Consider the following 22,550-nt stretch of genomic DNA (forward strand, 5'->3'; position numbering starts at 1 on the left):
CAGCCCGGCAAACCGACCAGCATCAGACATCGGCGCCGACACGTTCCCGGTCGCACTGCCGCACGGCAATCCGCCAGCAGGCAGAGATCACATCCGCACCGATTTAGCCCTCGAACCGGCCACGATAGCGAGTGACGCTTCCGTTCCTGCGCCCTCCCCCAAGGCGTTGCGCGCAGTCACCGACAAGGCAGGCATGCACACCATCCCATCCGCTTCGCTGCGCACCCCACATCCAAATCCGATCCTGTTTGCCAGCGTTAGCTCACAGGTAAACGCTAAGTCGGGCTTTTCGACGAAACGCATGGGCCTTCATGGCAGGCCAAATCTACCTGACATGAAAACAGGATCGCGCCTAAAAGACGAGTTCCGGCTTCTGGATCATGAACGCAAGGCTGCTGGCGCGCGCCCTCGGCCGCCAATACCGGCCATGAAACACACCCTCGATTATCGGGACTTTGTCGGCCAACTTGTCACCGCGCGGGGTCAACAAGCAAAGTCCGCCGATGTCACAAAGCCGAATCCGAAAGGCAAACGGGGAAATGGGTGCTCCCGGGTGAAAGAGAACTTAATTCGCTACGCTCCGCTCACCATTGCCGGCACTTCACTCATGTCCGTTTTGCCGCCCGATCAATTGCCTCTTTGGCATGGAACCGCGTTGGCGCTTCGGGGCATGAACTACCTGCCGCTTGCAGCCTTCCTAGGTAAGTTTGAAAACACCCGTGCTGGAAATATCGCTCGCTGGGTGAATGTGGCCACTCTGGTTCCCAACCTGGCAAGGCACGTTGGCGCGCCGCCCTGGTATGCGCTGATCTATGCCTGGACCGATCACGTTTGGTATGCCGAGAACCTGGAAGCCGCGACGAAAGGCAAAGCGGTCACCGTCCCTAAGCATCACTCAATGGGGGGTTACGTTCTGGATACCGTCGCAAACGGGGTCTTGGCCTATGAGCTCATACAAAACCTAGGCCCCGCTGCACCTCAATGGCCAATCTATGCGTCAGCGATTCTCGTGACGGCAGGCGAGGCCTATATGAGCGTGCGCTACGGGCGAGAGGTCGCTGCCGACTACAAAAGCAGGAAAAGCCCCGGCATGACCGCACCCAAGTCGCCAGGAAGCGAACCGAACAGAGGGTTGCAGTTTGCCATTGCAGGTCTGGCCACTGGCATGGTGGGATTTGGTATCTCAACGGTTCTGGGCAACTTATCGAGTCACGGACAAGAAAAAGAAGAAGAACGCATGGCGGCAACAAAAGAGGGAGGCGATCCATTCGATGGAGGACCTGCAACACCTGGCAGTGGCGTTCCGGATCCGCAGAACCGACTGCCGCAGCTGGCCGTTCTGCCCGAGGCAGGCCTGAAGCTCAGAGAACGTCCAACCATGAGCTCGGCGAAAATTTCCGTCCTGAAGTCGGGTACACTCGTGCAACAAACAGGCGAGCCTGTGGTCGATCGATCGGGCAACATCTGGGTTCCCGTCGGGGCGTTCGGTACCGATGCTGTAGAACATATCGGATGGGCCGCCGCCCGGTTCCTAGTAGAGCATTCTCGGGGCGTCCAGCGTCCTTCGGGTCGCGATAATCCGGCGCTGACTGGGCGCGGCCTGAGGTCGGTCACAGTTCAATCGGGGGAGACGATCACGAGTATCGCAACTGCCAACGGTGCTGATTTGGCAGTCGTGCTGTCGCTCAACCGCGATCATCTGGTTGCACCCAATCTAATCTTCCCGGGCGACATGGTGTATCTGCCAGCCGCTGAACCCGCAGTGAAGTCTTCCCGCAGCTGATCGTCGCGTCGATGGATCAGCGTCACGATCGTTCCTGCAAGGCTCGTCGAGCGCCGACTGTGGCATCGGCCAAGTCATTTCTCGGCGTTGTCAAGTCAAACTTGAGAGAAGCGCACCAAGTAGTTGACGTCACTCATCTTTTCTCGTCGACTGCACGGACTGACCAGCGCTTTGGCGGCGTGTTGTCTGCCGATTGCGGGCGGCTCTGCCATTCTCAGAAATCCACCAACTGCCTGCGCGTCAAGGCCATCGTTTCATCGAACCAAAACGGCATTGTTGCCGGAGCGACAAGAGACGTCATCGCAATGGCTTGCGCGGCCACGCCGCTGAAGCTATCGCCAGGCTTTGATGCTTTGGGAACTTGTCTGCCGAAGTGCGGCCCATGATTGGGGCGCTCTGTCAAATAACGAAAGGCCACGGAGGTGGATAGTGCTCGCGCGCTCATGCAATCCCAATTTCGAGCGGCCGAATGGATTGCTACGACCACGCCATACCCGAGCTCGTCCGGTTTCCTCGGCTGCGGCCAGAAGGCGAAAGCCAAAGAGGGTGCGCGCTACTGAGCGGGGCCGATTTTCGCCGGAAAGGCAGTGAGAACGTCTTTAAAGGCTTGCAATTTGTTGGGCCGGAAGGCCTGTGACGAGCGCGCGCGTACGGTCGTCATTGGGGAGCCACAGCTCGACGCGCAAGGAAGACGCCGTCACGTCTTGCGGCAGTTCAAAGACACCCTGTACGCGCAGGAACGACACCAGTGAATGGTCGGTCTGAAACGTCAGTGGTACGTAGGTCGTGCCAAAAGCGAGCGGCATCTCCGGATCGATGCCGGCGTTGGATATGTTCGGGGCGTCGGCGGTCGACGCCTTGAGCCACGCGGCCAGCGCATCGACCCGCGGACGAAGGCCGGGGTTGAGCCAGGCTTCGAGGTGAAGCTGTTCCAGTATCGCCGCGGTCGCTTTGCGGCGATCGAGAGCTCTTGAAAGCAATCCCTCTGGCCGCGATAGCGCCGCAATCATGTCCAACCCCACGCGCTCATCGCTTCCCGCATCCCAGAGGTCCGGCATCAGCGTCGAAAACAGCCAGTCGCCGGCATCGTTCCAGGCGGCCAAGGTCATGTCCGAAGTGAGCACAAACCCGGGGAACGGTTGATAAGCGGCGATCACCCGGCGAAGCGCAGTCAGACAATGCTTGGACGTCCCCTTTCCACCAGGCTGGGTGCCCGTTGGCGCATAACCGGCCTCAAGCAGGGCGGCGTTTCGTATCGAGGCGGATGCGTTAACCCGATGCATCCAGGCAATCAATAGGTCCCGGCTCGGCCGGGCCCGGCCGCTTTCAAGAAAGCTCACATGCCGCTGTGACACATTGATATCGGCGGCAAGGTCCAATTGGCTCAGCCCACACGCGCCGCGTGTCTGGCGCAAAATGTTCGGCAAACCCATGTTCCCGTGACCCTCAAAACTCGGCATTGCGAACTGCCCTTCTTACAAAACGTGAGCGAGTGCTCATATTTTGTGTGAGAGTAGCCCGTTGTCTACTCGCATTCCGAAACAGGAACCACTGAGGTGAACGCTCCGCGATACGGTTCGTTTTCAGATGACGGCAGAAGCGATCATGCAGACGTGTGCTCGCATTCGGAACCGGCGCAACGGGCGCGACATCTCGCGGAAAGCTGTCCCGTTGGTGGCGCAGTTTTTGCCAGCGTTGCCTAGATTATCTGGCGTTTTGCGCTCATTGCAGGTTGCAGTGACAAGCAGGGCGGAGTTTGTGGCCGGCCTCTTCCATGCGACCCAGTCCAGCGCATTTCGTGATTGTTCGGCCCGGACCGAAAGGACCGTTTCACCTGGCTTGCTCGAGATTATCGGCGCCTCGCCCGCTCATCGAACGTGTGGCGGCAACATCCTTTCGGAGCAACCACAACGAAGGACTGCCCGACGCGGCAGGGACGCTCAGGGCGTTGCGCAGCAGATCGCGCTCACTTTGACCTCAGGCGGCGAACGCCTGGGCTTGTCGGCCTTCTTCTGTTCTTCAGATCGAACTGTCTCGGAGAAAAACGCATGCCCGGTCCCCTCATCGGTATCGCTGACGGTTACCAAGGCGAGCAGAAGGACGATGCCTCGAAGCATATTGTACATTTCTTGCCTTCCACGAGATCGACCAAAACTCACAGAACCGTATCACAATGATCAAAGAAGGCAACGATCCAGGATAGAATGTGAAGTGTCGCCTGTGATAGCCTCGCATTGGCAACACCCCGCCCGATCGCAATAGCGGCGTTCGAATCGTGCTCTTTCAATCGCTAGCATCGTAACGATCCACCCCGATGCGTGCGCGACCGGAACAGTTCCGGAAATCCTGGAACGCATATGAATTCATTATCGACGGGAAAGCTGCATAGTTACCCAGGGATTCATTAAATTGTCATCACAATGTCACGCATCTCGGACATTTAGGCGCCACGTGTTTCCAATCGGATCGGAGCTGTTAATGTCCAATCGCCTTGACGACAGAATGCGCGGGGGCCAGAGCGTATCGATCACGACGTCGCTGTTGCACAATCCGACCAAGTTTCTGGCCGAGCTGACGCAGGTCCTCGCCAGGAACGAGCCACCTCGCGGGCAAACGCCAACGGTCCACGTGGCGGGCAAATCCGTCGCCACCGAGCCCGGCAGCAGCCTCTGGGGCCTTGGCCGTGACTACTACGTCCCGTTCAACGCCATTGTCGCCGCCAACTCTCAAGCGAAGCTTCATGTCGGCGATATCGTGAGCATTCCATGGAGCTCACCCGAACTGGTGGCAAGAAGCAAAACGGGCGCGGACGGCGTGCCCAAGGGCGAACCACTCTTCGTTCAGGATCTCTTCGACCGGGGCCGGCTGATCGCCAACACCGACGGGGTCGACTATCAGGGCGAAGCGAGCAAGATGAAGCGCGATGTCGGGGTCTATCTGGATAGTCTGTCACGACCCGGACGGCAGGCCGCAGCGATACGCCTCGCCACGCATGATTGGACTGAAGGCGGACCAGCAAGCTGGAGCGTGAGGGAGGCCATCAGTGAACGCGGGCTAAAAGCCGATCCGGAAGCGGCGTACAACGCGCAGCTCCGGGAAAAGTCGAAGGCATGGTCCGAAACCTCCGAAGTTCCCTTCGCCGACCTTGAGACGCAACTTGCGACCGAGACAGTCAGCTTCGCAAGCGGCGTGCCTGTGGCCGATCAGGCGTCGGTCTTGCAGCGCCTCTTTGATGAAAACTGGGACGACGCCGGTCCGGCGCAAGGTGCTATCGTTGAAGCCGCCCGCAGGATGGGTGTGGGGCTGCGCGCCTCCGCTCATGGCGGGCGGGACGTGGAGCCAGCGGCGCGCAAGATCGTGGATCAGGCCTTGCAGCAAAGTGACCCGAACGGCGCCTATCATGCGCTGGCTGCGGGCTATGCGAACGCGGCGCCGGAGGTCCGTCGGGCGCTCCGGCATTCGCCGGAGGCGATGCGACTAATTGAAGCCGCGTCGCGTTCGGCGACCGAGCCACTTCGAAATTATGATCCGCGGACCGCAAGTAACGATCAGGGTGCCGCGGCTGACGCCATGCTGAACTTGCGCAGGCTTGTCGACGGGGCCGATCCGGACCTTGCAGTGCGTCTGCTTTCCCACGCACTGCCCACGCTTGAGGCTGCCAACAGTCGCCGCCAACAGGAGCTGGGTGGCCCGTTGATTGGCAATGGCGGTCTCAGGGACTGGATGGCGATCTGCGATCGCATCTCCGGTGCGCCTGGTGGCGATGCCCTCATCAAGCGTGTCGCAGCCTTTGGCGGCAACAATTCCTCGGTCAAGGAGGCAATCGCAAACGGCGCATCGCTCGACTATCCCCTGGCGCTTTCCTCGCAACTTGGGCCCTCCTCCACCTATTTTGCGACCGAGGTCTTTCCAGGCGTGCGCAGCTTCGCCGACGCCGTGGTTGGTAAGAGTGTCGGCGACTATGCCAACCACGTCGCAGAACTTCAGTGGTTGATACGCAATATCGGTTCCTGTCAGACACCGGCTCAGACCGCGCAGGCGATCAAGGACTATACGCTGTCAAAGGGCGCTGGCTGGTCCGATCAAGCCAACGCGCTTGAGGGACGTGTCGCCGCGGACGGCAAGAAACTGTTGTCGCAACTCGGCCAACTGGCGCAACTGCCACCTGAAAGCGGAGGAGCGCAGACGATCGCCGACGTTCTCAGCGACGACAAAACCTTCCTTGCGGTCAAAATTACGCTTCAACAGCAGCCAGAGCTGTTCGATGATCCACGCACCGACGCTCTTGCCAGGGTCATGCACGGGTTCGAACGCGGACGGAAGTTGCTGGAAGAGGCCACAACCCAAATCGTCCGCAAGATCGTTGTTCCAGTTCTGTCGAGCGGAGACCCCGAAAAGGTCGGGAAATCTCTCGCTATGCTGAAAGATAGCAACGTGGCCAAGCTGCTTGGTATTCCCAAGGCCGATTTGGCGCGAGCGGTCGATTCGATTGAAAGATCGATCCCGGCCGGCGGCGAAGCGATCGACAAGGCCGTCGAAAACTTCGCATCAGCCAACCGGGAACTTAATGCGCTTACGAGCTCCGATGGTGTTCGCGCATTCGATAGCAAGACGCGTCCCGGCCAGTTGCTGAGGTTCGTCGGCGTTGCCGCGTCGGTCGCCGTCACCGCCCACTCAAGCAGTTATCTAATGGATGATCCAAGTTTGAAAGCGAGCCTTGAAACGGCCGCCAATGCGATCGGCCTGTCTCAAAGAGTGATCGAGTTTGGCAACGGCATTGGAATGATCGGTGACGATACCGCCGCCGTGAAATACTTGGGAAGCAGCCGTCTTCCGGCAGCGAAAGTCGCGGGTGTTTTCTCGGCGGGTCTCGGCGCCTGGACGGCGGTCGGGTATTTCGAAAACGGCGACGCGCTGATGGGCACCCTCGAAGGTGCGGCCGCCGCAGGCGGGGTCGTGGCCGCCCTCGGCACGGGAACAATTGCCGGGCCAATTGGCCTGGCCGTCGTCCTTGGCGCCCTGGCCGGGCAGTACATCGTCACGGGAGAACGCGAAGCCAGCAAATTCGAAACGGACGCGGCCCGGCAATTTGCCACACACGGTCTGTCGAAAGAGGTTGCTGACGTGCTCATCGATCAGAGCGACGACGGCAACAGCGTCGCCCCGTTGCTTGCGCAATATGCCCGAGCGAAAGGGGTGGATCCGAGAAATCAGGCAGGCAATGCAAACCTTGCCGCCTGGCTGAACGGTATGAAGCGCGAACAGGTCGAGGTGCTCGTTCGAAATCTGCAAAATTCGATGGACAGCTTCGACGGCGATGCATCGCGGCTTGCGCATCAGGCCGGTACTGACCCTTCATTCACGCGGACTGACCTGTTCCAAATGAACTTTGCCGGTTCTCGCAGCACGGCCTCCAAGGTTCATTCCGGAGACGTCACGCCTGTCTCGGTTGCCCAGCTCGACGTCGTCATTGCAGAACTCGGCATTCCGGCGCTGACGTAATGCATGGGTCATTTTTACCCTCACATGGTTGTGACTCACAGTGTATCACGGCTATACTTTCGTTTTTAACGAAAGCAGTGAACATGACCAGGATGGATTTTGAGTACGTCACGCGAGGATCCGATCCCGCGCCCGCAAGCCCTGTATCGGGCCCGTTTCGAGCCTTCATTCGGGCGTGCCGGCAGATCCGCGCAATCACAGAGACCTTGCGGCCACCTGGCCAGGAAGAGGTGTTCAGCGCCTTTAAGACGATGGGCCAGTCGCGTGAGCGCGCCGACGAGATGCGACGCCCGTTTCTTGACAAGGCCCCGGAGACGGACCCGGCCGGTTGGAATTACTATCTTGGGCAGAAGGCGGCGGCCGACGACGACGAAAGCAAGGCCAGGCAAGCGGTTAGCGGATATTTGCGGGTGCTCTATGGCGGCGACCCGAAGCGGGCCCAAGGAATGGAGGCAGCCGCACGCGACATCGCCTATCGGTTTCGAGATGATGCACTGGCACAGACAATCGTGACGAGCGCCTTGCAGTCGGTGCGCACCGAGACTGCGGCCATGCGCAAGACGGATCAAAGCTTGCAGATGGTGGGCCTGGCTGGTTCTAAAGCGGATGGACTGGCGGAGCAGGAACCCGGTCAGACCCCACCGATCAGCGATTTTCCTGACGTCGAAAACAACCTCGCCTTGAGCCGGCAGATGCTCGTCAATGCGCTGATTGCGGAGTTCGACGAGGCGTTCCAGAAGGCGCCGGCGGCGTTTCTTCCCAGAGACCTCGATCCAGCCGACCGGATCTGGCAACGAATAGGCGATCGCTACAAAGGTGATCCTGAACTCGCAAACGCAGTGGACGCCGCGCGTGTCATCAAGCAGGTGTTGTCGGCTCCGCCCGCGTTTCAGCTGAGCGTCCTGGGCGCGGCGATGCAGCCGTCGTTCGATCCGTCCGCGCGCGCAATCGTTGTGGCCAGCCCTCGCATTATTGGGATCCTCGACGACTACGTCCGCAACGCCATCCAGGCCGTCAGCGAGACCTTTCACAAGGAGGGTCCGGTGGCTGCGGCAAAGGTGCTTCGCGATCGTGCCGATGGCGATCTTACTCCAGGCGTGACCCGTGAGACGTCCGCGCGCATCGTCAACGGTCTGGTCGCAACAGACCTTCGGCAGATACTGGTGACGGCCGCGACAACCGACAGATCCCAGGCGAATGCACAACGCCCTCCCCTTCGACAGGATCAACTGTCCGGTTTTGCCGTCGACCTTGCGGCAACCCTGGACTTTATCGGCGCTGACACCAGTCCGGTCAGTGGCCAGTGGCGATCCGATGGCGCGAAGACAGCTGTCGAAGGTGTCGCGCGCACGATCGCCCATAGCCCGGATGTCAGGCTCTACGGCTTCATGTTGGAAGACGGTGTTGCTGCCGGATATCCGACCCTCGCTTTGGCGACGGCTGACGAACTTCGCAAACTCGGGCCAACGGATCTTGCCCCGGTCATCACCAACGGGAACACGGACAGACGCCTTACCACAACCGACATCTTTCGCGCCATCAATGCTGGACAGAAGCGGTTTTCGGCTCAGTGCAAGGAGACCTATGACAAGGCCGCTGAGCATGCCGGCCAGTTTGGCAATCCAGCCTTTCGCTATGAGCAGACGCTGACGCCCGATCAGCTTGCCGGTGGTCGGGATGCACTGCGGCAAGCCAATCCGAAGCACGTTGCGGCCATGCAGGAGGATCGAAAGGCGATCGATGCGTTGGGCTACCGAATCCTGCGCATGAGTGAAAGCGTGACATTCTATCAGGCGCCGCTCGGTAAGTTGCGGGAGTATTCGGATGTCGAGCTTGGCCGCAGCCAGATAATGGAAGGAAAGGAGATTGCGCCTTTGCTGTTCCTGAGTGACCAGGCAACGCGCCGGATCGGCACGCAAGCGGCCCATGAGGCGCTGCTGAATTCCTTGCCCCCCAAGAACGTCGCACTTCCACAGACTTACGGCGTGCGGGCGCAGATGGTTGGCGACATGGCCGAGTTTCTTGCCGAAACCTATGTCGTGCGGGGCGTCAACAGTGGTGAAAACATGGAAAGGGTCGGCCCGGTCCCGCTTGGGGCAACCGAAGAGGATACCAGGCGCATCAACGCTACGCGCGTCGGGCACCTGCCGTTCTTCGCCGGACCGGCGATATGGGGGATTGGTGGTACGTTCCAGGCAGCGTTGACAGTCTACCTTTACGACAAGGTAAAGTTCGATCCGGGTCAGGAATGGCGAAAGCCGATCCTGTTGGGGCTTGTGGGCGGCTTCGCCGCGTTCCATCTGCTCGAAGGCGCCATGGCGATGGCGCGCCTCCGACCGCACATGTTTGATGGGTTGCCCGCGCTTCGTGAGGCCATGAAGCAACACACGCCCTGGGTATTTTGCGAGCCCGGCAGCCGACGCGACATCGTCACGCGTGACGTGGTTGAACCGACCCCCAGACTGATAGGTTCATTGGTAGGGTTGATGGCTGTAGCGACGGTCTGGGACACGTCCGGCGTGGTTTACAATGCCGGCAAGGATAACGTGAAAACGTGGACGCACGGTGTCAATCTCTTCAACGACGCCGTTCTCCTTCGGCTTCAGGTGCGCGAACTGGCCAAGCGGCTGATGCAGTCGCCCGCTTTGCGAGAGGGTGTCTACAAATCGGTGATTGGCAGCCTTTCACAAAGCAAGGTCGTTCTTGACGGCATCGAGGCGGTGCTTCGAAGGGTTCCCGTCATTGGAACGAACCCGATTGGCTGGCTCGTCAACATTGGCTACCTGTCAACGACGCTCATCAACTGGGGTGTCGATCAGGATCGAGCGATCACCAAGAGCGAAGCGATCGAACGAACCTTCCTTGAAGGTGCAGTAATGCCCGCACAATCGGTTGATCTCATGTCACAGTTCAAGTGGTGGTCCGGTGACCCGAAATCAGCCGGATTGGCGCGCGCCTTTCATGAGATGGGCGGCGACCCGGCCGGCTTTTATCAATGGTTATCAGCCTTGGGCCCCACTGAACAAGCGATGGACGCATCGGCCGAGTACGTCGCCCATCTCGACAAGGGCGAGGCTAAAATGAACCAACCTGACCAGGCATACCTGGCGCTGCCGGAAGATCCGCGCAAGATCGAGCTGGCAAACTACAGCTATATCGGTTTCAACACGGCGTCCAATCGCTGGGAAGATCCCACGACCCATTCATACTGGGAAACCAACAGCGGACTATGGCGCTTTGATCGCCGCATCGGCTCGCCGGAGATGCGCCTCGATCCCATGCTCGATGAACACAGCCACTATGACCCGAAGAAGCGAAGGCTGACTTACTCGAGCAGCAATTCGAGGGGACTTTTGATTGAAAGCGCGACTGGGCTTGAGAACTGGCTCCATGCTCACGGCGCGCCTCTTCTCCCCCGGCCCAATTCCTATGCCCAACAAGAGCCGCCGCCGGCCGTCACCGTGCCGGACCTTCCAGCCAGCGAGGATGTTGCGCCCATAAACCTGTACACCGTACGTCCAGGCGACAATCTCGACAGGATATCAAACGGTGACGCGACGACACAAAAAGCGATCCTGGAGGCAAATCCCTGGCTGAACGCAGATCTTTTTGATCAAAAAGGCGCCGCAGAAAGGCACGGGCGCAATCCCAATCTCCTGCTTCCGGGCGACAGGCTGCTCTTGCCGCCCGGCCATGTCGTCGCCACATGAGGGGGGCATCCCCTTGCGGGGCGAGCAACGACGCAGGCGTGAAAAATCTGTAACGGCGGCCCTCGGTCCCCATCGATCTCGTGAATAGAATAGGCGCTGGCCGCACCCAGGCACCGGCGCCAGACTCCCACCATTGCCACAGTTGGAACGAGGTCATCCGATTGAGTTCTGGCGTCACGCGTTCCTGAAGGAAAGGCGCTTGGCCGCCGCTCGACGGCACTCAGGTGCCCTTGCGAAAAAGGGCAAAGCGGTCGATGCGCGTCACAGACGCCGCTGGCAGCCGCTAATTTCTGGTCTGAAAGAGCTTCATCCGGCTGCCGTGGATGAGCAAGGCGCTCAAGACACCGGTTTCGCAAGCGCCGGTGTCGAGGTTGATCCGGTGCTGGTTGTCGAGAGCAACATTACAAACGGCTGTGTGGCCATGTATGACGGCTACGTCATTTTCATATGGCCCCACCGATGAAAGCCACGGCTCGCGGATCCAGGCAAGCGTTGCCGCGCTCTGTTGTTCAACCGGAACCGTAACGTCTATGCCTGCGTGGACGTAAAGCAACCGTCCATGCAGCAATTTTTGAGGCAATGAACGCAGCCATTGAATCACGTGGCTGCCTAAAATCTCTGACACCCGCTTTTGCCACCCGGCCGTGGGGTCGACGCAAAGCTCTTCAAAGAACTCACGACCGCCATTTGCCAACCATCGCTCCATTATCCTGGTGTCCGGCGCGGCAAGCAGTTGCAGCAATCGATGTTCATGATTTCCAATGATGGTATGGTTGGTCGCGCCGGGAATCCCCTGCATGGCCAACCTGAGCGCGCGCAAGCTTTCCGGCCCGCGGTCGATCAGGTCACCCAGATGGATGCAATGGGCAGCACCCGGCGAGATGAGGCCAAGTTCGTGAGCAAGGCGGGCATGCATCTCTTCCAGAAGGTCGGCGCATCCATGAACATCGCCAATTGCACAGACAGCGGTCTTCTGATCAACCTTGCGGATTGCAGGGATCCATTCTGAACAGACGACAACCATTGGCCCTCCGGCGCATTGACGACTTCGAACCTGTGCTTCTTGCGGAGACAGGTTCGCATGCGCATCACCTGGCGATCAAATGCTATACGCGACGCCACTGAGGCCAAAAGGCCTCTCACCGACGAGGAATAGTATCGACGATCCGGATCTTTCCAGTGTCAGAAAAGTCCTCTGGAATCGCGCCATCGTCATCGATCGCGGCCAAATTTAGGCTGGAGGAATGCTTGCCATCCTGCGTGGTGATGGACACGCCGTTTATTTGTTCACCCTCCTTGACCGAAAATCCCGAGGCAAATACGGAGACGGTCATGCAAGGCTTTTGCTGCACGCACGAAAACTTGTTCAGATGGTCCGCCTCAAGCAGAAGCCGATGATGATTCTGATCGGTATTCTCAGTGTTATGGCCGTCCTCATCCCACTGAATTAGTGCTCGGTCATTGACATCATAGACCGTCACCGTTTCTTCCCACGCCCGGACTTCGACGCGATAGACCTTTTCGCCCTTGGGATCGAAAACATCGACATCCACGATGTCATAGTCACCAAACCATTTTTGATCGACTTTCCGGTCAACCTTGAACGTGTCCACGGTTCCCTGCCATTTGTCGGCATTATCTTCGCGTGACACGCACCATTTGCCGCCGTCAAACTCACTTTTTGTCACTGCCATGCTCGTCTCCCTTATCTGCATAGGGTGAAATGCTGAGACACAAGTGCATCATAGCAGGCAATCCATCACATCAAAAGCAGATTCATCATTGTGATTATCAAAATAGGCTTTTGGCGATGCTGTGATCAATCGACATGCGCGCATCGAACCCGGCGCAACCAGCGCACGACATGTTTCCGGCCGTCTGTGTTCCGGCGTGCAAATTTGGCTCTGACGCAGATTTGGTGCAATTCTCTCACGTTGCGCCAATCAAGCGGGCTTGAAGGAGATCGAGTTTTCCGCGTCCGTACATCTGGCGTTTTACCAGCTTGAGCTTGGTGATCTGCCCCTCGGTCTGCCCGTTCGACCATGGCGAACTGATTGCAGCGCTAACGGCTGCACGGTCGTTGACGACACCGTTGGCGAAGGAGGCTACTAGACTGTCGCGGGCGCGATCGATCCACGGCGTGAGTTCGTTTTCCGCCTTGCGCCGGATCATGCGATGGAAGTCGGTGATGATATCACGAGCTTTGACCAGCAAAGGAACACCACCTTCTATTGCGGCGATGGTGACGGTCTCGGATTTCGTCAGGTTGTCTCTGCTGGTTGTCAAAAGTCGGGCGATCGTCCGGGCGGAGGGAATGCGGGTCAACGTTTCCGCATCTGCCTTGTCGGCCCGCTTCCGTCGTGTGGCCCATTCACTCACGACCCGGCGCGAACCACGAAAGCCCTGCGTTCTCAACCGCCGCCATAGCTCAGTAGCGTTCCGCTTGCCGGCAGCCCATTGCGCGTCGAGCCATTCGAGATAGGTTTCCAACGAACTTTCTCTTGACCGAAAGACGTCGTTTCGTTGTCCTCTGAGCACCTGACGGACCAAGCCGCGGCTATGACCAGTACGGCGCACGATTTCCTTGATCGCGACACCGTCCCTAGCGAACGCCATGATGGCTGTGTTGGTCTGTTCGCGCCGGAGATAGCCTTCGTATTGAAGGTGTTCGGCCGCGGTCAGCAGCTTGGGATTGATGCGCGTTGCACCGAGCGTCCTGCGGATTTGTCGCATCGATTTGCGGACGGAGTCCAGGAATGCACGGCTGGCATTCTCCATCAGATGCCATCGATCGGTGACCTGCACTGCATCAGGCAACGCCTTTGCTGCCGCCAGCCCGTAAGCGCCGCCGCGGTCACGAGCAACGATTTGGATTTGGGGATTTCGCCGCAACCAGGCCTCTGCCGTCGCTGGCTCACGGTCCGGCAGCAGACGGATCGGCCGCCGAAGCTCCAGGTCACACACGATCGTGCCATAGCGATGATTGCGCCGCCAGGCCCAGTCGTCGATGCCGATCACCGAGGGTGGGGTCGACAGCGGTAATCCCTGCCTGCGGATAACTCGTAGCAGGGTGTCGTTGCTGACGGGAAGCATCAGCCGCTGGGCAAAACGCGCCGCCGGGCGTCCTCCAAGCGCTAGGGCCAGATGGTGGACGAGATGCTCGAGACGCCCGGTTCGTCTGGCGTAGGGAGGTAGCACATCGCCGAACCGCTCGGCGAATATCTGCTTGCCGCAGAGCACCGCGTCACAGGTGAACCTCCTCGTACGCACGAGAAGCCTGACGCGCCTTCCTGACAGGGGGAGGTCCGCGACCTGGCGGCAATAGCGACTTCGAACCGTTCGCGACATCCGTCCGCATGCCGGACACGTCGCAGTAGCGCCGGCTCGAGAAAGCAAGATGCAGGTCTCATCGTCAATGTGGGTGATGCGTTCGGCGATGAAGCCAACCGGTACCAAATCAGAGGGGCGAAACTTGGTGCTCATCAAGCTGATTCCTTTGTGGAAACCCACAAAGCAGCATCGTTACAACTGCATCAAAACTGAGTCAGAGCCAAAATTGGATGCCGATAAGGGGTGAATTTTGGACGCTGATTGACAGCCGTCAATTCTGCAGTTCTTTGCTTGTGTGAACGGCTGCGATGACCTCCCGTGTCAGGCGTTCAGTCGCAATGATGTCGTCGTCGGGCGTATAGGACCAGCCCAACCGTACAATCACAAGATCCTCGGAGGGGATGACGATGGTGTATTGGCCCTGGCTTCCAACCGCCATGAAACTATCGGCGGGCATTCCGGCCGCAATGCGCGCACGCCCGCCGCTTGAATTTCCGCGTTGCGTCCAAAATCCCGCTCCGTAGCCAAGATCGCTGCTCTGTGCTGTCAGTTGCGCGGAATAATCCACCCAGCCTTCAGGAAGAAGGCGCTGACCGCTCGAAGTGACGCCGTCGCGCAGGTAGAGGAGACCGAACCGCGCCCAGTCGCGCGCGCTTGCCCAAAGTTGAGCCGTTCCAAGCGGTGTACCGGCACTGTCGAACTCGAACGTGGCGGTTTCAATGCCGAGCGGCTTGAAGATTTCGTTTTCGAAGAAGGTTCTCACACGAACCGGGTCACCGCCGATCGCATCGCGAATGATCCGAGACAAAAGGACGTAATTGCAATTCGTGTATTGCCATTGGTCACCGGGCTTTGCACGCAACCCGGCCTTTGCTGCAAAGCTGGCCTGGTCCGGAATGTCGTATTCCATTTGGGTGTCAGGATCGAACAACGTATGCCAGCCGGCAGTGTGCAAGGAGTCCCCACAGCCGATACCGCTCACCATGCGCAGCAACTGATCGCTGGTGATACGATGCCGCGAATCGCCCAGCGAAGACCATTCAGCGATCGGTGCAGGCGCGTTCATGTCAAGTTTGCCCTTGCGCACCAGAATACCGAGCAGTGCATTGGTGACCGATTTGGTCATCGACCAACCCTGAAGCGGGGTGGCGCTCGTGACGCCTGAAGCATAACGTTCACCAATAATGCGGCCACGGTGAACGACCACCACCGCTTTCGTGTAGCGGTGCGGAGCGGTCTGCGGATCAGCAAAGGCATGCTGAAGGGCGTCAGCCAAGGCCGCGCTTTGAGGAGCAATGGTCTCCACAGGGGTCGCAGGTACTGATGACGGGACCATCGCTGTGCGCTCCGGCACGGGCTCAGCGGCATGGGTTACGCGGCACCCCAATGGGCCTTCGTAAATGGAACGGCTTTTAACCACACCCATAAACGAGACCCGCACTTCGCGACGCTGGCGATCGAGCTCGTATCGGATGAAGTTGCTCGCAGCGCCAAACTTTGGCTGGATCGCTTCGCGGTAGTACCCAACCGGCTCCAGCCCGGCAACAAACACAGCGGAACAAAGTTGATGACTGACGAAGTGGGGAGGGACAGCGAGTACCTTCCAGGTGCTTTCGCATCCGTTGAGGGTCAGCGCGCCCGCGCCCACAAGCGCCAGAAGCGCGATACGAACGCGGTTCTTCCTTAAAGACCCTTTGACCAGCCTTGTCCACCCGAGCAGCAAGGCGGCGGTGCAGCCCGCTGCAAGACCCAACAGCGCCCAGGCCAAGATCGAGCCCTCTTGCCAGACGTGGACCGTTCTGGTCAGCGCGAGCATCGCCCCGACAATGATAAGCGACCCGATTGCGTTGGGCCGTTTGTGTATCTGCTCACTCATCCCACCTCCGCACTTTTCGAGGCGCCAGAATATGAGCGAAAGCTCGCGTTGAATACTCGCGTTCCGTTCTGGCCCCGTACCGGAACGCCGGCATTGCCAGAAGTGCCGGGATCAAGGAATGTAAGAGGAGTTCACTCAACACAAGCGCGTAAGCCCGTGGCGCGCGCACTCGCATTGTCTGAGCCGGCTCCGCCTTTCGCCGACCGGGTATCGGCTGGCGTGATGCTGCGCCCCTGGCATTGCCCTACGCCAGCTGGGCTTCGGGCCCGCGTGCGCCGGCGTGGCTTGCCAGTTCGGATCGAGCGGACGGAAATATGGCCACGGCCCCCCCATTGTGATGCTGCACTGAGATCCAGGCCATTCCATTCCATTCCGTTCCGCTGACGCTGCCTCGTCGGATTACTCTCCCGCCGCCTCTACCCGCCCTCAGCGCCGTGTTGCTACCGGCCAAAAAAATGGCCGGGAATTTCGTCTGCATCCGTGTCGAGTGACAACCTATCGACTGTGCCCTATGCCTCATAGGTGACGAGGACAGCTTCGCCAAAGGCGCGCAAGCTCTCAAGCTTGAGCGTCCCTTCAACGCCTTGCGGAAAGAGCCGCTTGCCACATCCGCGCAACACCGGGTAGATCAGCAACTGGTAGGCATCGACAAGGTTTGCCTTGCGCAACTCCTCGGCAAAGGACAGGCTGCCGAACACGAGGATGTCCCCGGATGCGCTCTTCTTGATGCGCTCAACCTCCTCGACCAGATTTTCGGAAAGGGACGTGGAATTGTTCCAGGCAAGGTCGTTTCCTGATTTCGACGCCACGTATTTCGGTATGGCATTGATGCGGTCGGAATAGGGATCCCCCGAGCGCGACGGCCACGATCCTGCGAAAATGTCATAGGTGGCGCGACCAAGCAGCAAAGCATCGGCATTTTGAAGTTCCTGCAGCTTGAACGCGGCCAGGTCGTCGTTCCAAAACTCCAGCGACCATTTTTCAGGCGCCTCGGCAACACCGTCCAGGGTCAGGAACTCAGACACGATTACTTTCGCCATAAAGACTCTCCTTGCTTCAGAGTTCGGACGATCACCGGGCACCCAGTGTCTCCATCGTCCTTAGCACTATCACATAGTCTCTGACATCACAATTCAATGTGACATCCTCAAGGCTATATTCGTGATGCCAGTATCAACGTGCGCAGCCACACAAATCGGACAGCAAGCCAACACAACGCCCCATGCAATGCCGCTTCGGCGCGCCCACTTGATGCGGGCGGCGCATGTGTACACAAAGCAGCGAGCCTTCAGTCACTATTAATGTGACCGATAAGATTTTCACCTATCAGGAGACTGGCATGCTAACGTCTTTGCTCAAACTTCCAGACCAGGTCCGGGCTCTGATGGATTTCCAACAGAGGGCATAAACTGGTTTTACCGATGCTTTGCTGTTCGCCAATACTTTGCAACCCGCATCCCGGTCACAAACAGCACGGGATGCGGCCCGCCTCGCCCTTCGATTGGTTTCGAAACGCTCAGATTAGCGCAAATATCACCTACGGTGTCGACTCATAAACTCTTGCACCAGATTCTTGTTGCGACGAGCTTTACGGCGGCGAGGTAGTTTTCCGGGCGCTTGTCATATCGGGTTGCGATGCCTCGGAACTGTTTGATCCTGTTGAAGAACCGTTCCACGAGATTGCGTTGCCGATAGACCCAGCGCGAGAACACGAAAGAGCCCTTGCGATTACTCTTCGGCGGGATGTTGGCCCAGGCCTTCCGCTCGGCGGCCTTCGCCCGAATGGCATTCGTGTCATACCCCTTGTCGGCCAGCAGGATGCCCCCCTCGCCAAGCTCATCCGTCAGCGCGTCGGCTTCGGCACAATCGGCGATCTGTCCACCAGTCAGACGCAGATTGGCCGGGCGACCTTCGGCATCGACGAGCGCGTGGATTTTGCTCGTAAGCCCGCCGCGGGAACGTCCCATGTCACCATCGTCTCCATCCCTTTTTTTCCCGTGGCCGCGTACTGGTGAACGCGGACACAGGTCGAGTCGATCATCACAATGTCGCCATCGTAGGCCTTGGACACCGCTTCAAGAAGCCGATCCCATACCCCGGCTTTGCGCCAGCGGACGAAGCGGTTGTAACAGGTCGTCGGTGGGCCATAGCGTTCAGGAACCTCCGCCCAAGGCGAGCCCGTTCGAAACCGCCAGAGGATGCCATTCAGTACCCGCCGATCATCAACGCGGGCAACACCGCGTGGCTTGTTGGGCAACAACGGCGATATGATCGACCATTCGTGGTCAGTCAGTTCGTAGCGACGACGCGTCATCAAATGCTTCCCTATTTCGAAGCCTTGAATCACGGCGGCAGATAAATGCCAAGAACTTTTATGAGTTTACGCTGTAGGTTATTGGTCGACGCTTAGAATGAAGGCGCTTTACGCAAGCAGGCGATCACCTTAACCTCACCGTGACGGTCAGAGACGTCTTGCGTTTCGTTGCTCGCGACTACGCATCGGTGCTCAATAGCTCATCAGGAGGGAGATTGAGGGTCTTTTGTTTCACTGTGCTCGAAAACCACGAGTGGATCTTGCCGACCGATCCAAGTGTTTACGAGCTTCTTTTCAGTCTGAGCGGCGTCGTCGGGCCAGGTTGGGTTTCACTCAGCATGGAATTTCTACATGAAAGTGACGACGGCGCGCGCCGCCTTCGTTCCGATTTCCCCTGGCTTGGCGAGCATGCTCCGATCTTGCGCCCAAGGGCGGTGAGCGCGCTACAAGAGACGCTAGCAGCACACGGCGAACTTCTTCCCTTGAACGCGCCTGAACCGGTCTCGCTCTTCAATGCCACCAGAATTGTCGATGCGCTTGATCCGTCGCGATCACAGATCGTACGCTTCGAGGACGGTGATATTCTCAATATAGAGCGCTTTTTCTTCGATCCGGTGGCGATCGGTCAGCTTGAAATGTTCAGGCTTCCAATGCGCAGTTCTCCCGTATTTGTAACGGAGGCGTTCGTATCGCGGATAGCAGCCGCTGGCCTCGAAGGCGTCGCGTTTCGACTGCTCTGGAGCGATGAACCGGAGACCACGGAGGAAACACTGTCTTTTCCGAGTCACGCCGAGCCTGATGATCGTTGGCGCCCGAATTGGATCGCAGCCTTACTGCGGGCTTTACGGCGACGTGCGTAACACCTCCGCCCAACTGACCCTTATCGGACAATAACCTTTGTCCCGACGGCTACACGCCGATAGAGGTCGATGATGTCGGCATTCGTCATGCGAATGCATCCGGACGAAACGTTTCCGCCTACGGTCTCGGGCTCGTTGGTCCCATGGATACGATAAAGCGTATCGCCGAGATAAAGGGCCCTTGCGCCAAGCGGATTGTCGGGCCCGCCAGCCACGTGAACCGGCAATTCCGGGCGATGTTGACGCAACTGCGCAGTGGGCACCCAGGCGGGCCATTCTGCCTTTTTCGATATGGCTTCAACCCCGCGCCAGGCGAAGCCGTCCCTCCCCACACCGACTAAATAGCGTATCGCTCGTCCATCCTTAAGGATCAGGAACAGAGCGTGATCGGACGTTTCGACTATGATGGTGCCCGCTCTTTCCTGGGATTGATATGCAATGAGCTCTGCGGTGGATGCGTCTGCTTGCCGGGATCGCTGCAAGCCGTCACTGTCTGGGTAAAGGGTCGGACTCTGCGTTTGCCGGAAGAGGAACCGTATGTAGTCATCCTCTATGAAAACCGCGCTTTGATCAGCCTCGTAACGCGGCGGCTCCGGAGTGTCGGCCAGCACCGGCGACGAGAGACAGGCCACAGAAAGAGCCAGCACAGCGGGTGCGGCCGGCAATTTGACACTAAGGATCCGCATCATCAAATTCCTTCTCACTCAGGGCGCCATCAATAAACGATTGCAACCATTTAATTTTACTGACGAATATGCCGCCAACCCGCCGCATGTCGGCAAGCAACAAGCTCTAGATCGCATTCGCCTTGACCAGATAGCCGGCCACCTGTTGAAACGTTCGCTCCGGAACAGGCGCCCCCACACCCACACGTTCCAGTGACCTGGCAAGCAGTGCGTCCTCGAAAACGTCGATGCCAAGCCTGTTGGCTTCGGCAACGGCCTCGCGCGCGGCCTGCGAATAGCTTCGGCAGGCCGAAACGGGTACGGAGGTTTCACCGCGGACATACCGGATGCCGACCGCCAGATCAGACCCTGCCGTGATCACGATCTGCGCGTTCTTCAGACCTGTCTTGGTGGCTGCCATTGCTTTGCGCAGCGCAGCGCGTTCCCGCCGGATTTGAGGATCGCCATCCATGTCCTTGCGTTCACGCTTGGCCTCCGTCTTCGTCATCCGCATGTCGCGCATGAACAGCCACCGCTGCACCAGCACATCCGCCAGCCCCAAAGCCAAAAAGGCCAGGATGACCGTGACCGCCATAGGCTTGATCATCGCCCAAAATGCCTGTGTAGTGCATTGGGAGCCACAGGAAGGCGATTGAAACAGCGGCTGAAGTCCAGAGCGAAATACCAGGATAAAAGCCGTTGCCAGGGCAACAATCTTGAACACTGCCTTCAACAACTCGACCGCAGCCTTCATCCCGAACAAACGCGTCAGACCGCTGATGGGATTGATGCGTTCAAAGTTCGGAACCAATGGCTGAACCGAGAAGATAAATCCTTTCATGACCGCGACATTGGTCATTGCAGCAGTGATCACAGTGATCGCAAGAAGAGGCAGCGTCGCGGAGAGCAGCACATCGACAGAAATGGCCGAAAGCCGATAAAACACCTCCGAGAATGCTCGCTCATTGACATGGGAGGCCTCATCCAGCATCGCTCGCGCCTGCTGCTCGAGCGATTGGTAGCTATTTGATAAGAATATCATACTGCACAGAACCGTGACGCCAGAGACCATATCCGAGCTATGTACGACCTGCCCCTTCCGCCGCGCTTCTCTGAGCTTTTTGTCCGACGGCGCGAGTGTCTTTTCTTCGCTTGATTGGTCCATGTAGATGCTCTGTGGCAGGTAGCGCAGGAACAGTCCGCCACTCTGTGAAATTCTCAAGTCACAAATTGATGACGACACATCATCGTGCTATGTGTGATATCACAACATCGGTGAGGCGACAATGAAGAACATCTATCTCTGTGCATGCATGCTGGGCGGGCTTGTGGCGCTGCCCGGTTGCGCAACGACGGACTTGAAGGACACACCGAAAGCAACAAGTGCCGAAACCAAATTGATGAGCCTTGCCGATGACGTCTATCGGCGGGGCGATGCCACCACCGCTCTTGCACTCTATGAGCGGGCAGCGACGCTGGCGCCCACGGATGCGGCAACGCAAGTGAAGCTGGCACAGGCGCGGACAAAAGCAAACGACGTCAAGGGCGCCGAGGCCGCTTATCGGCATGCGCTGGAGCTTGCTCCGGACAATGCGCAGGCAAGCCTGGGCCTCGGTGGCGTACAGCTTCGAAGTGGCGATGCTGAGGGTGCCGCAAAGACACTTGCAGCGGTAGCGCCAATACTCAAGTCAGCAAGAGCCTACAACAACCTGGGCACGGCCTATGTGCTGCAAGGGCGAACAGCCGAGGCAGAAGCGGCCTTTCGCGAGGCACTTGTCGTTCAACCGGGAAACCTCGATTCCCAGACCAATCTGGCGCTGGCGCAGGCAAGTGCAGGCAAGTTGCCCGAGGCATCCGCGCTCATGGAAGAGGTCGTCCGATCGCCAGCGGTGAAGAGCCGTCATCTCGTCAATGCCATGATCGTGATGGTCCTGGCAGGACGGCAGGATCAGGCCCGAGCCTTAAACATCACCGACATGGAGCCCCAAGCCCGGGACGGTATCATGCGGCAGGCCACGCAGGTCGCCAAGCTACAGGATCCCTCCAAGCGCGCCAAGGCGATCGGCGTGCTCGCCTCGGGGTAATGGTTCATTGGCCCACCGAATCAATGTTCACATTTGTCGCCTCACCCAAACGTTCAGGCGCTTTCTCATCGATGTAATCGCGCGCCGCCCGTGCGACAGGTTCGGCCATGGCAGGCCCCATGGGGCGTCCCCGGGCCAGGTCCTGCTGCCGTTGCACCATTAGTTCCAGATTGAGATTGTTGGCGCATCCCGACGGCAGGTACAAGGGTTGGGCTGCGGTATCTGGCGAGATGCATGCCTCGGGCACCAAAACGGTTTGAACCATGTTGTCATGGTCTTTCGTCACGAACGCACTCTTTCTTTGAAACCCCTGGCCGCCGAGCGGCACCATTCGATAGTTTGCCGAATAGGGTTGCGCATCCTCGGTTGACTGGCAACCGTCGACTGCCAGGGTTCCGATCAAGACAACGCATAGCCCAAAGCGGT

General features: G+C 58.7%; 16 protein-coding genes. 6 read left to right on the forward strand and 10 right to left on the reverse strand.

What is annotated here, in order from left to right; translation table 11 throughout:
* Positions 1-1,783 (forward strand): LysM domain-containing protein (locus IB262_RS33070; protein ID WP_192494417.1); only part of this gene is annotated, 1,783 nt, incomplete at its 5' end.
* Positions 1,784-1,842: 59 nt separating this feature from the next.
* Positions 1,843-2,169 (forward strand): hypothetical protein, encoded by a 327-nt coding sequence (locus tag IB262_RS33075; RefSeq protein WP_192494418.1) that lies wholly within the window; start codon positions 1,843-1,845, stop codon positions 2,167-2,169.
* A 213-nt stretch (positions 2,170-2,382) separates the two neighbouring features.
* Here IB262_RS33075 and IB262_RS33080 read toward each other — a convergent pair whose 3' ends face one another.
* Complete coding sequence (locus IB262_RS33080; protein ID WP_192494419.1) at positions 2,383-3,216, reverse strand: helix-turn-helix domain-containing protein; 834 nt, start codon at positions 3,214-3,216, stop codon at positions 2,383-2,385.
* Positions 3,217-4,261: 1,045 nt separating this feature from the next.
* Here IB262_RS33080 and IB262_RS33085 point away from each other — a divergent pair.
* Positions 4,262-7,285 carry a peptidoglycan-binding protein LysM gene (locus tag IB262_RS33085; RefSeq protein WP_192494420.1) on the forward strand — a complete coding sequence of 1,008 codons (3,024 nt, stop codon included), beginning with the start codon at positions 4,262-4,264 and terminating at the stop codon, positions 7,283-7,285.
* An 83-nt stretch (positions 7,286-7,368) separates the two neighbouring features.
* A complete protein-coding gene (locus IB262_RS33090) occupies positions 7,369-10,995 on the forward strand; it encodes a LysM domain-containing protein (RefSeq protein ID WP_192494421.1) in 3,627 nt (1,208 codons plus the stop codon).
* A gap of 283 nt (positions 10,996-11,278) precedes the next feature.
* On the opposite strand, the gene IB262_RS33095 is transcribed toward IB262_RS33090, so the two are convergent.
* The 6 genes from IB262_RS33095 to IB262_RS33120 all read right to left on the reverse strand — a co-directional run bounded on the left by IB262_RS33095 (position 11,279) and on the right by IB262_RS33120 (position 18,515).
* Positions 11,279-12,019, reverse strand: a complete 741-nt coding sequence (locus tag IB262_RS33095; protein ID WP_192494422.1) for a metallophosphoesterase — start codon at positions 12,017-12,019, stop codon at positions 11,279-11,281.
* Positions 12,020-12,134: 115 nt separating this feature from the next.
* Positions 12,135-12,689 (reverse strand): hypothetical protein, encoded by a 555-nt coding sequence (locus tag IB262_RS33100; RefSeq protein WP_192494423.1) that lies wholly within the window; start codon positions 12,687-12,689, stop codon positions 12,135-12,137.
* Between the two features lie 235 nt (positions 12,690-12,924).
* The gene (locus IB262_RS33105) at positions 12,925-14,478 is read right to left on the reverse strand and encodes an ISL3 family transposase (RefSeq protein WP_192494424.1); all 1,554 of its coding nucleotides are present in this window, start codon (positions 14,476-14,478) and stop codon (positions 12,925-12,927) included.
* Positions 14,479-14,596: 118 nt separating this feature from the next.
* Entirely contained in the window at positions 14,597-16,201 is a 1,605-nt protein-coding gene (locus IB262_RS33110; protein WP_192494425.1) for a serine hydrolase, read from the reverse strand.
* Positions 16,202-16,710: 509 nt separating this feature from the next.
* A complete protein-coding gene (locus tag IB262_RS33115) occupies positions 16,711-17,241 on the reverse strand; it encodes a dihydrofolate reductase family protein (protein ID WP_192494426.1) in 531 nt (176 codons plus the stop codon).
* A gap of 510 nt (positions 17,242-17,751) precedes the next feature.
* Positions 17,752-18,515, reverse strand: a protein-coding gene (locus IB262_RS33120) for an IS5 family transposase (protein WP_192494427.1) whose coding sequence is annotated in 2 segments (ribosomal slippage) — positions 17,752-18,188 and positions 18,188-18,515 — 765 coding nt in all. Because the reading frame shifts where the segments join, the coding sequence is not laid out codon by codon here.
* A 158-nt stretch (positions 18,516-18,673) separates the two neighbouring features.
* Here IB262_RS33120 and IB262_RS33125 point away from each other — a divergent pair.
* The gene (locus IB262_RS33125) at positions 18,674-19,375 is read left to right on the forward strand and encodes a DUF1629 domain-containing protein (RefSeq protein WP_192494428.1); all 702 of its coding nucleotides are present in this window, start codon (positions 18,674-18,676) and stop codon (positions 19,373-19,375) included.
* Between the two features lie 20 nt (positions 19,376-19,395).
* On the opposite strand, the gene IB262_RS33130 is transcribed toward IB262_RS33125, so the two are convergent.
* Both IB262_RS33130 and IB262_RS33135 read right to left on the reverse strand, forming a co-directional pair.
* Complete coding sequence (locus IB262_RS33130; RefSeq protein ID WP_246802806.1) at positions 19,396-20,064, reverse strand: L,D-transpeptidase; 669 nt, start codon at positions 20,062-20,064, stop codon at positions 19,396-19,398.
* A gap of 103 nt (positions 20,065-20,167) precedes the next feature.
* Positions 20,168-21,205 (reverse strand): EscU/YscU/HrcU family type III secretion system export apparatus switch protein, encoded by a 1,038-nt coding sequence (locus IB262_RS33135; protein ID WP_192494430.1) that lies wholly within the window; start codon positions 21,203-21,205, stop codon positions 20,168-20,170.
* Positions 21,206-21,368: 163 nt separating this feature from the next.
* Between IB262_RS33135 and IB262_RS33140 the strand changes: the two genes are divergently transcribed.
* Positions 21,369-22,124 (forward strand): tetratricopeptide repeat protein, encoded by a 756-nt coding sequence (locus IB262_RS33140; RefSeq protein ID WP_192494431.1) that lies wholly within the window; start codon positions 21,369-21,371, stop codon positions 22,122-22,124.
* Between the two features lie 4 nt (positions 22,125-22,128).
* On the opposite strand, the gene IB262_RS33145 is transcribed toward IB262_RS33140, so the two are convergent.
* A complete protein-coding gene (locus tag IB262_RS33145) occupies positions 22,129-22,527 on the reverse strand; it encodes a hypothetical protein (protein WP_246802807.1) in 399 nt (132 codons plus the stop codon).
* Between the last annotated feature and the right edge of the window lie 23 nt (positions 22,528-22,550).

It is taken from the genome of Ensifer sp. ENS02 (assembly GCF_014851885.1).
GTDB classification, from domain to species: domain Bacteria; phylum Pseudomonadota; class Alphaproteobacteria; order Rhizobiales; family Rhizobiaceae; genus Ensifer; species Ensifer adhaerens.

Bases quoted from the DNA above. Each gene is read 5' to 3' on its own strand.
- IB262_RS33080 (WP_192494419.1), bottom strand. From the start codon at position 3,216: ATGGGTTTGCCGAACATTTTGCGCCAGACACGCGGCGCGTGTGGGCTG.
- IB262_RS33085 (WP_192494420.1), top strand. From the start codon at position 4,262: ATGTCCAATCGCCTTGACGACAGAATGCGCGGGGGCCAGAGCGTATCG.
- IB262_RS33090 (WP_192494421.1), top strand. From the start codon at position 7,369: ATGACCAGGATGGATTTTGAGTACGTCACGCGAGGATCCGATCCCGCG.
- IB262_RS33095 (WP_192494422.1), bottom strand. From the start codon at position 12,019: ATGGTTGTCGTCTGTTCAGAATGGATCCCTGCAATCCGCAAGGTTGAT.
- IB262_RS33100 (WP_192494423.1), bottom strand. From the start codon at position 12,689: ATGGCAGTGACAAAAAGTGAGTTTGACGGCGGCAAATGGTGCGTGTCA.
- IB262_RS33105 (WP_192494424.1), bottom strand. From the start codon at position 14,478: ATGAGCACCAAGTTTCGCCCCTCTGATTTGGTACCGGTTGGCTTCATC.
- IB262_RS33110 (WP_192494425.1), bottom strand. From the start codon at position 16,201: ATGAGTGAGCAGATACACAAACGGCCCAACGCAATCGGGTCGCTTATC.
- IB262_RS33115 (WP_192494426.1), bottom strand. From the start codon at position 17,241: ATGGCGAAAGTAATCGTGTCTGAGTTCCTGACCCTGGACGGTGTTGCC.
- IB262_RS33130 (WP_246802806.1), bottom strand. From the start codon at position 20,064: ATGATGCGGATCCTTAGTGTCAAATTGCCGGCCGCACCCGCTGTGCTG.
- IB262_RS33135 (WP_192494430.1), bottom strand. From the start codon at position 21,205: ATGGACCAATCAAGCGAAGAAAAGACACTCGCGCCGTCGGACAAAAAG.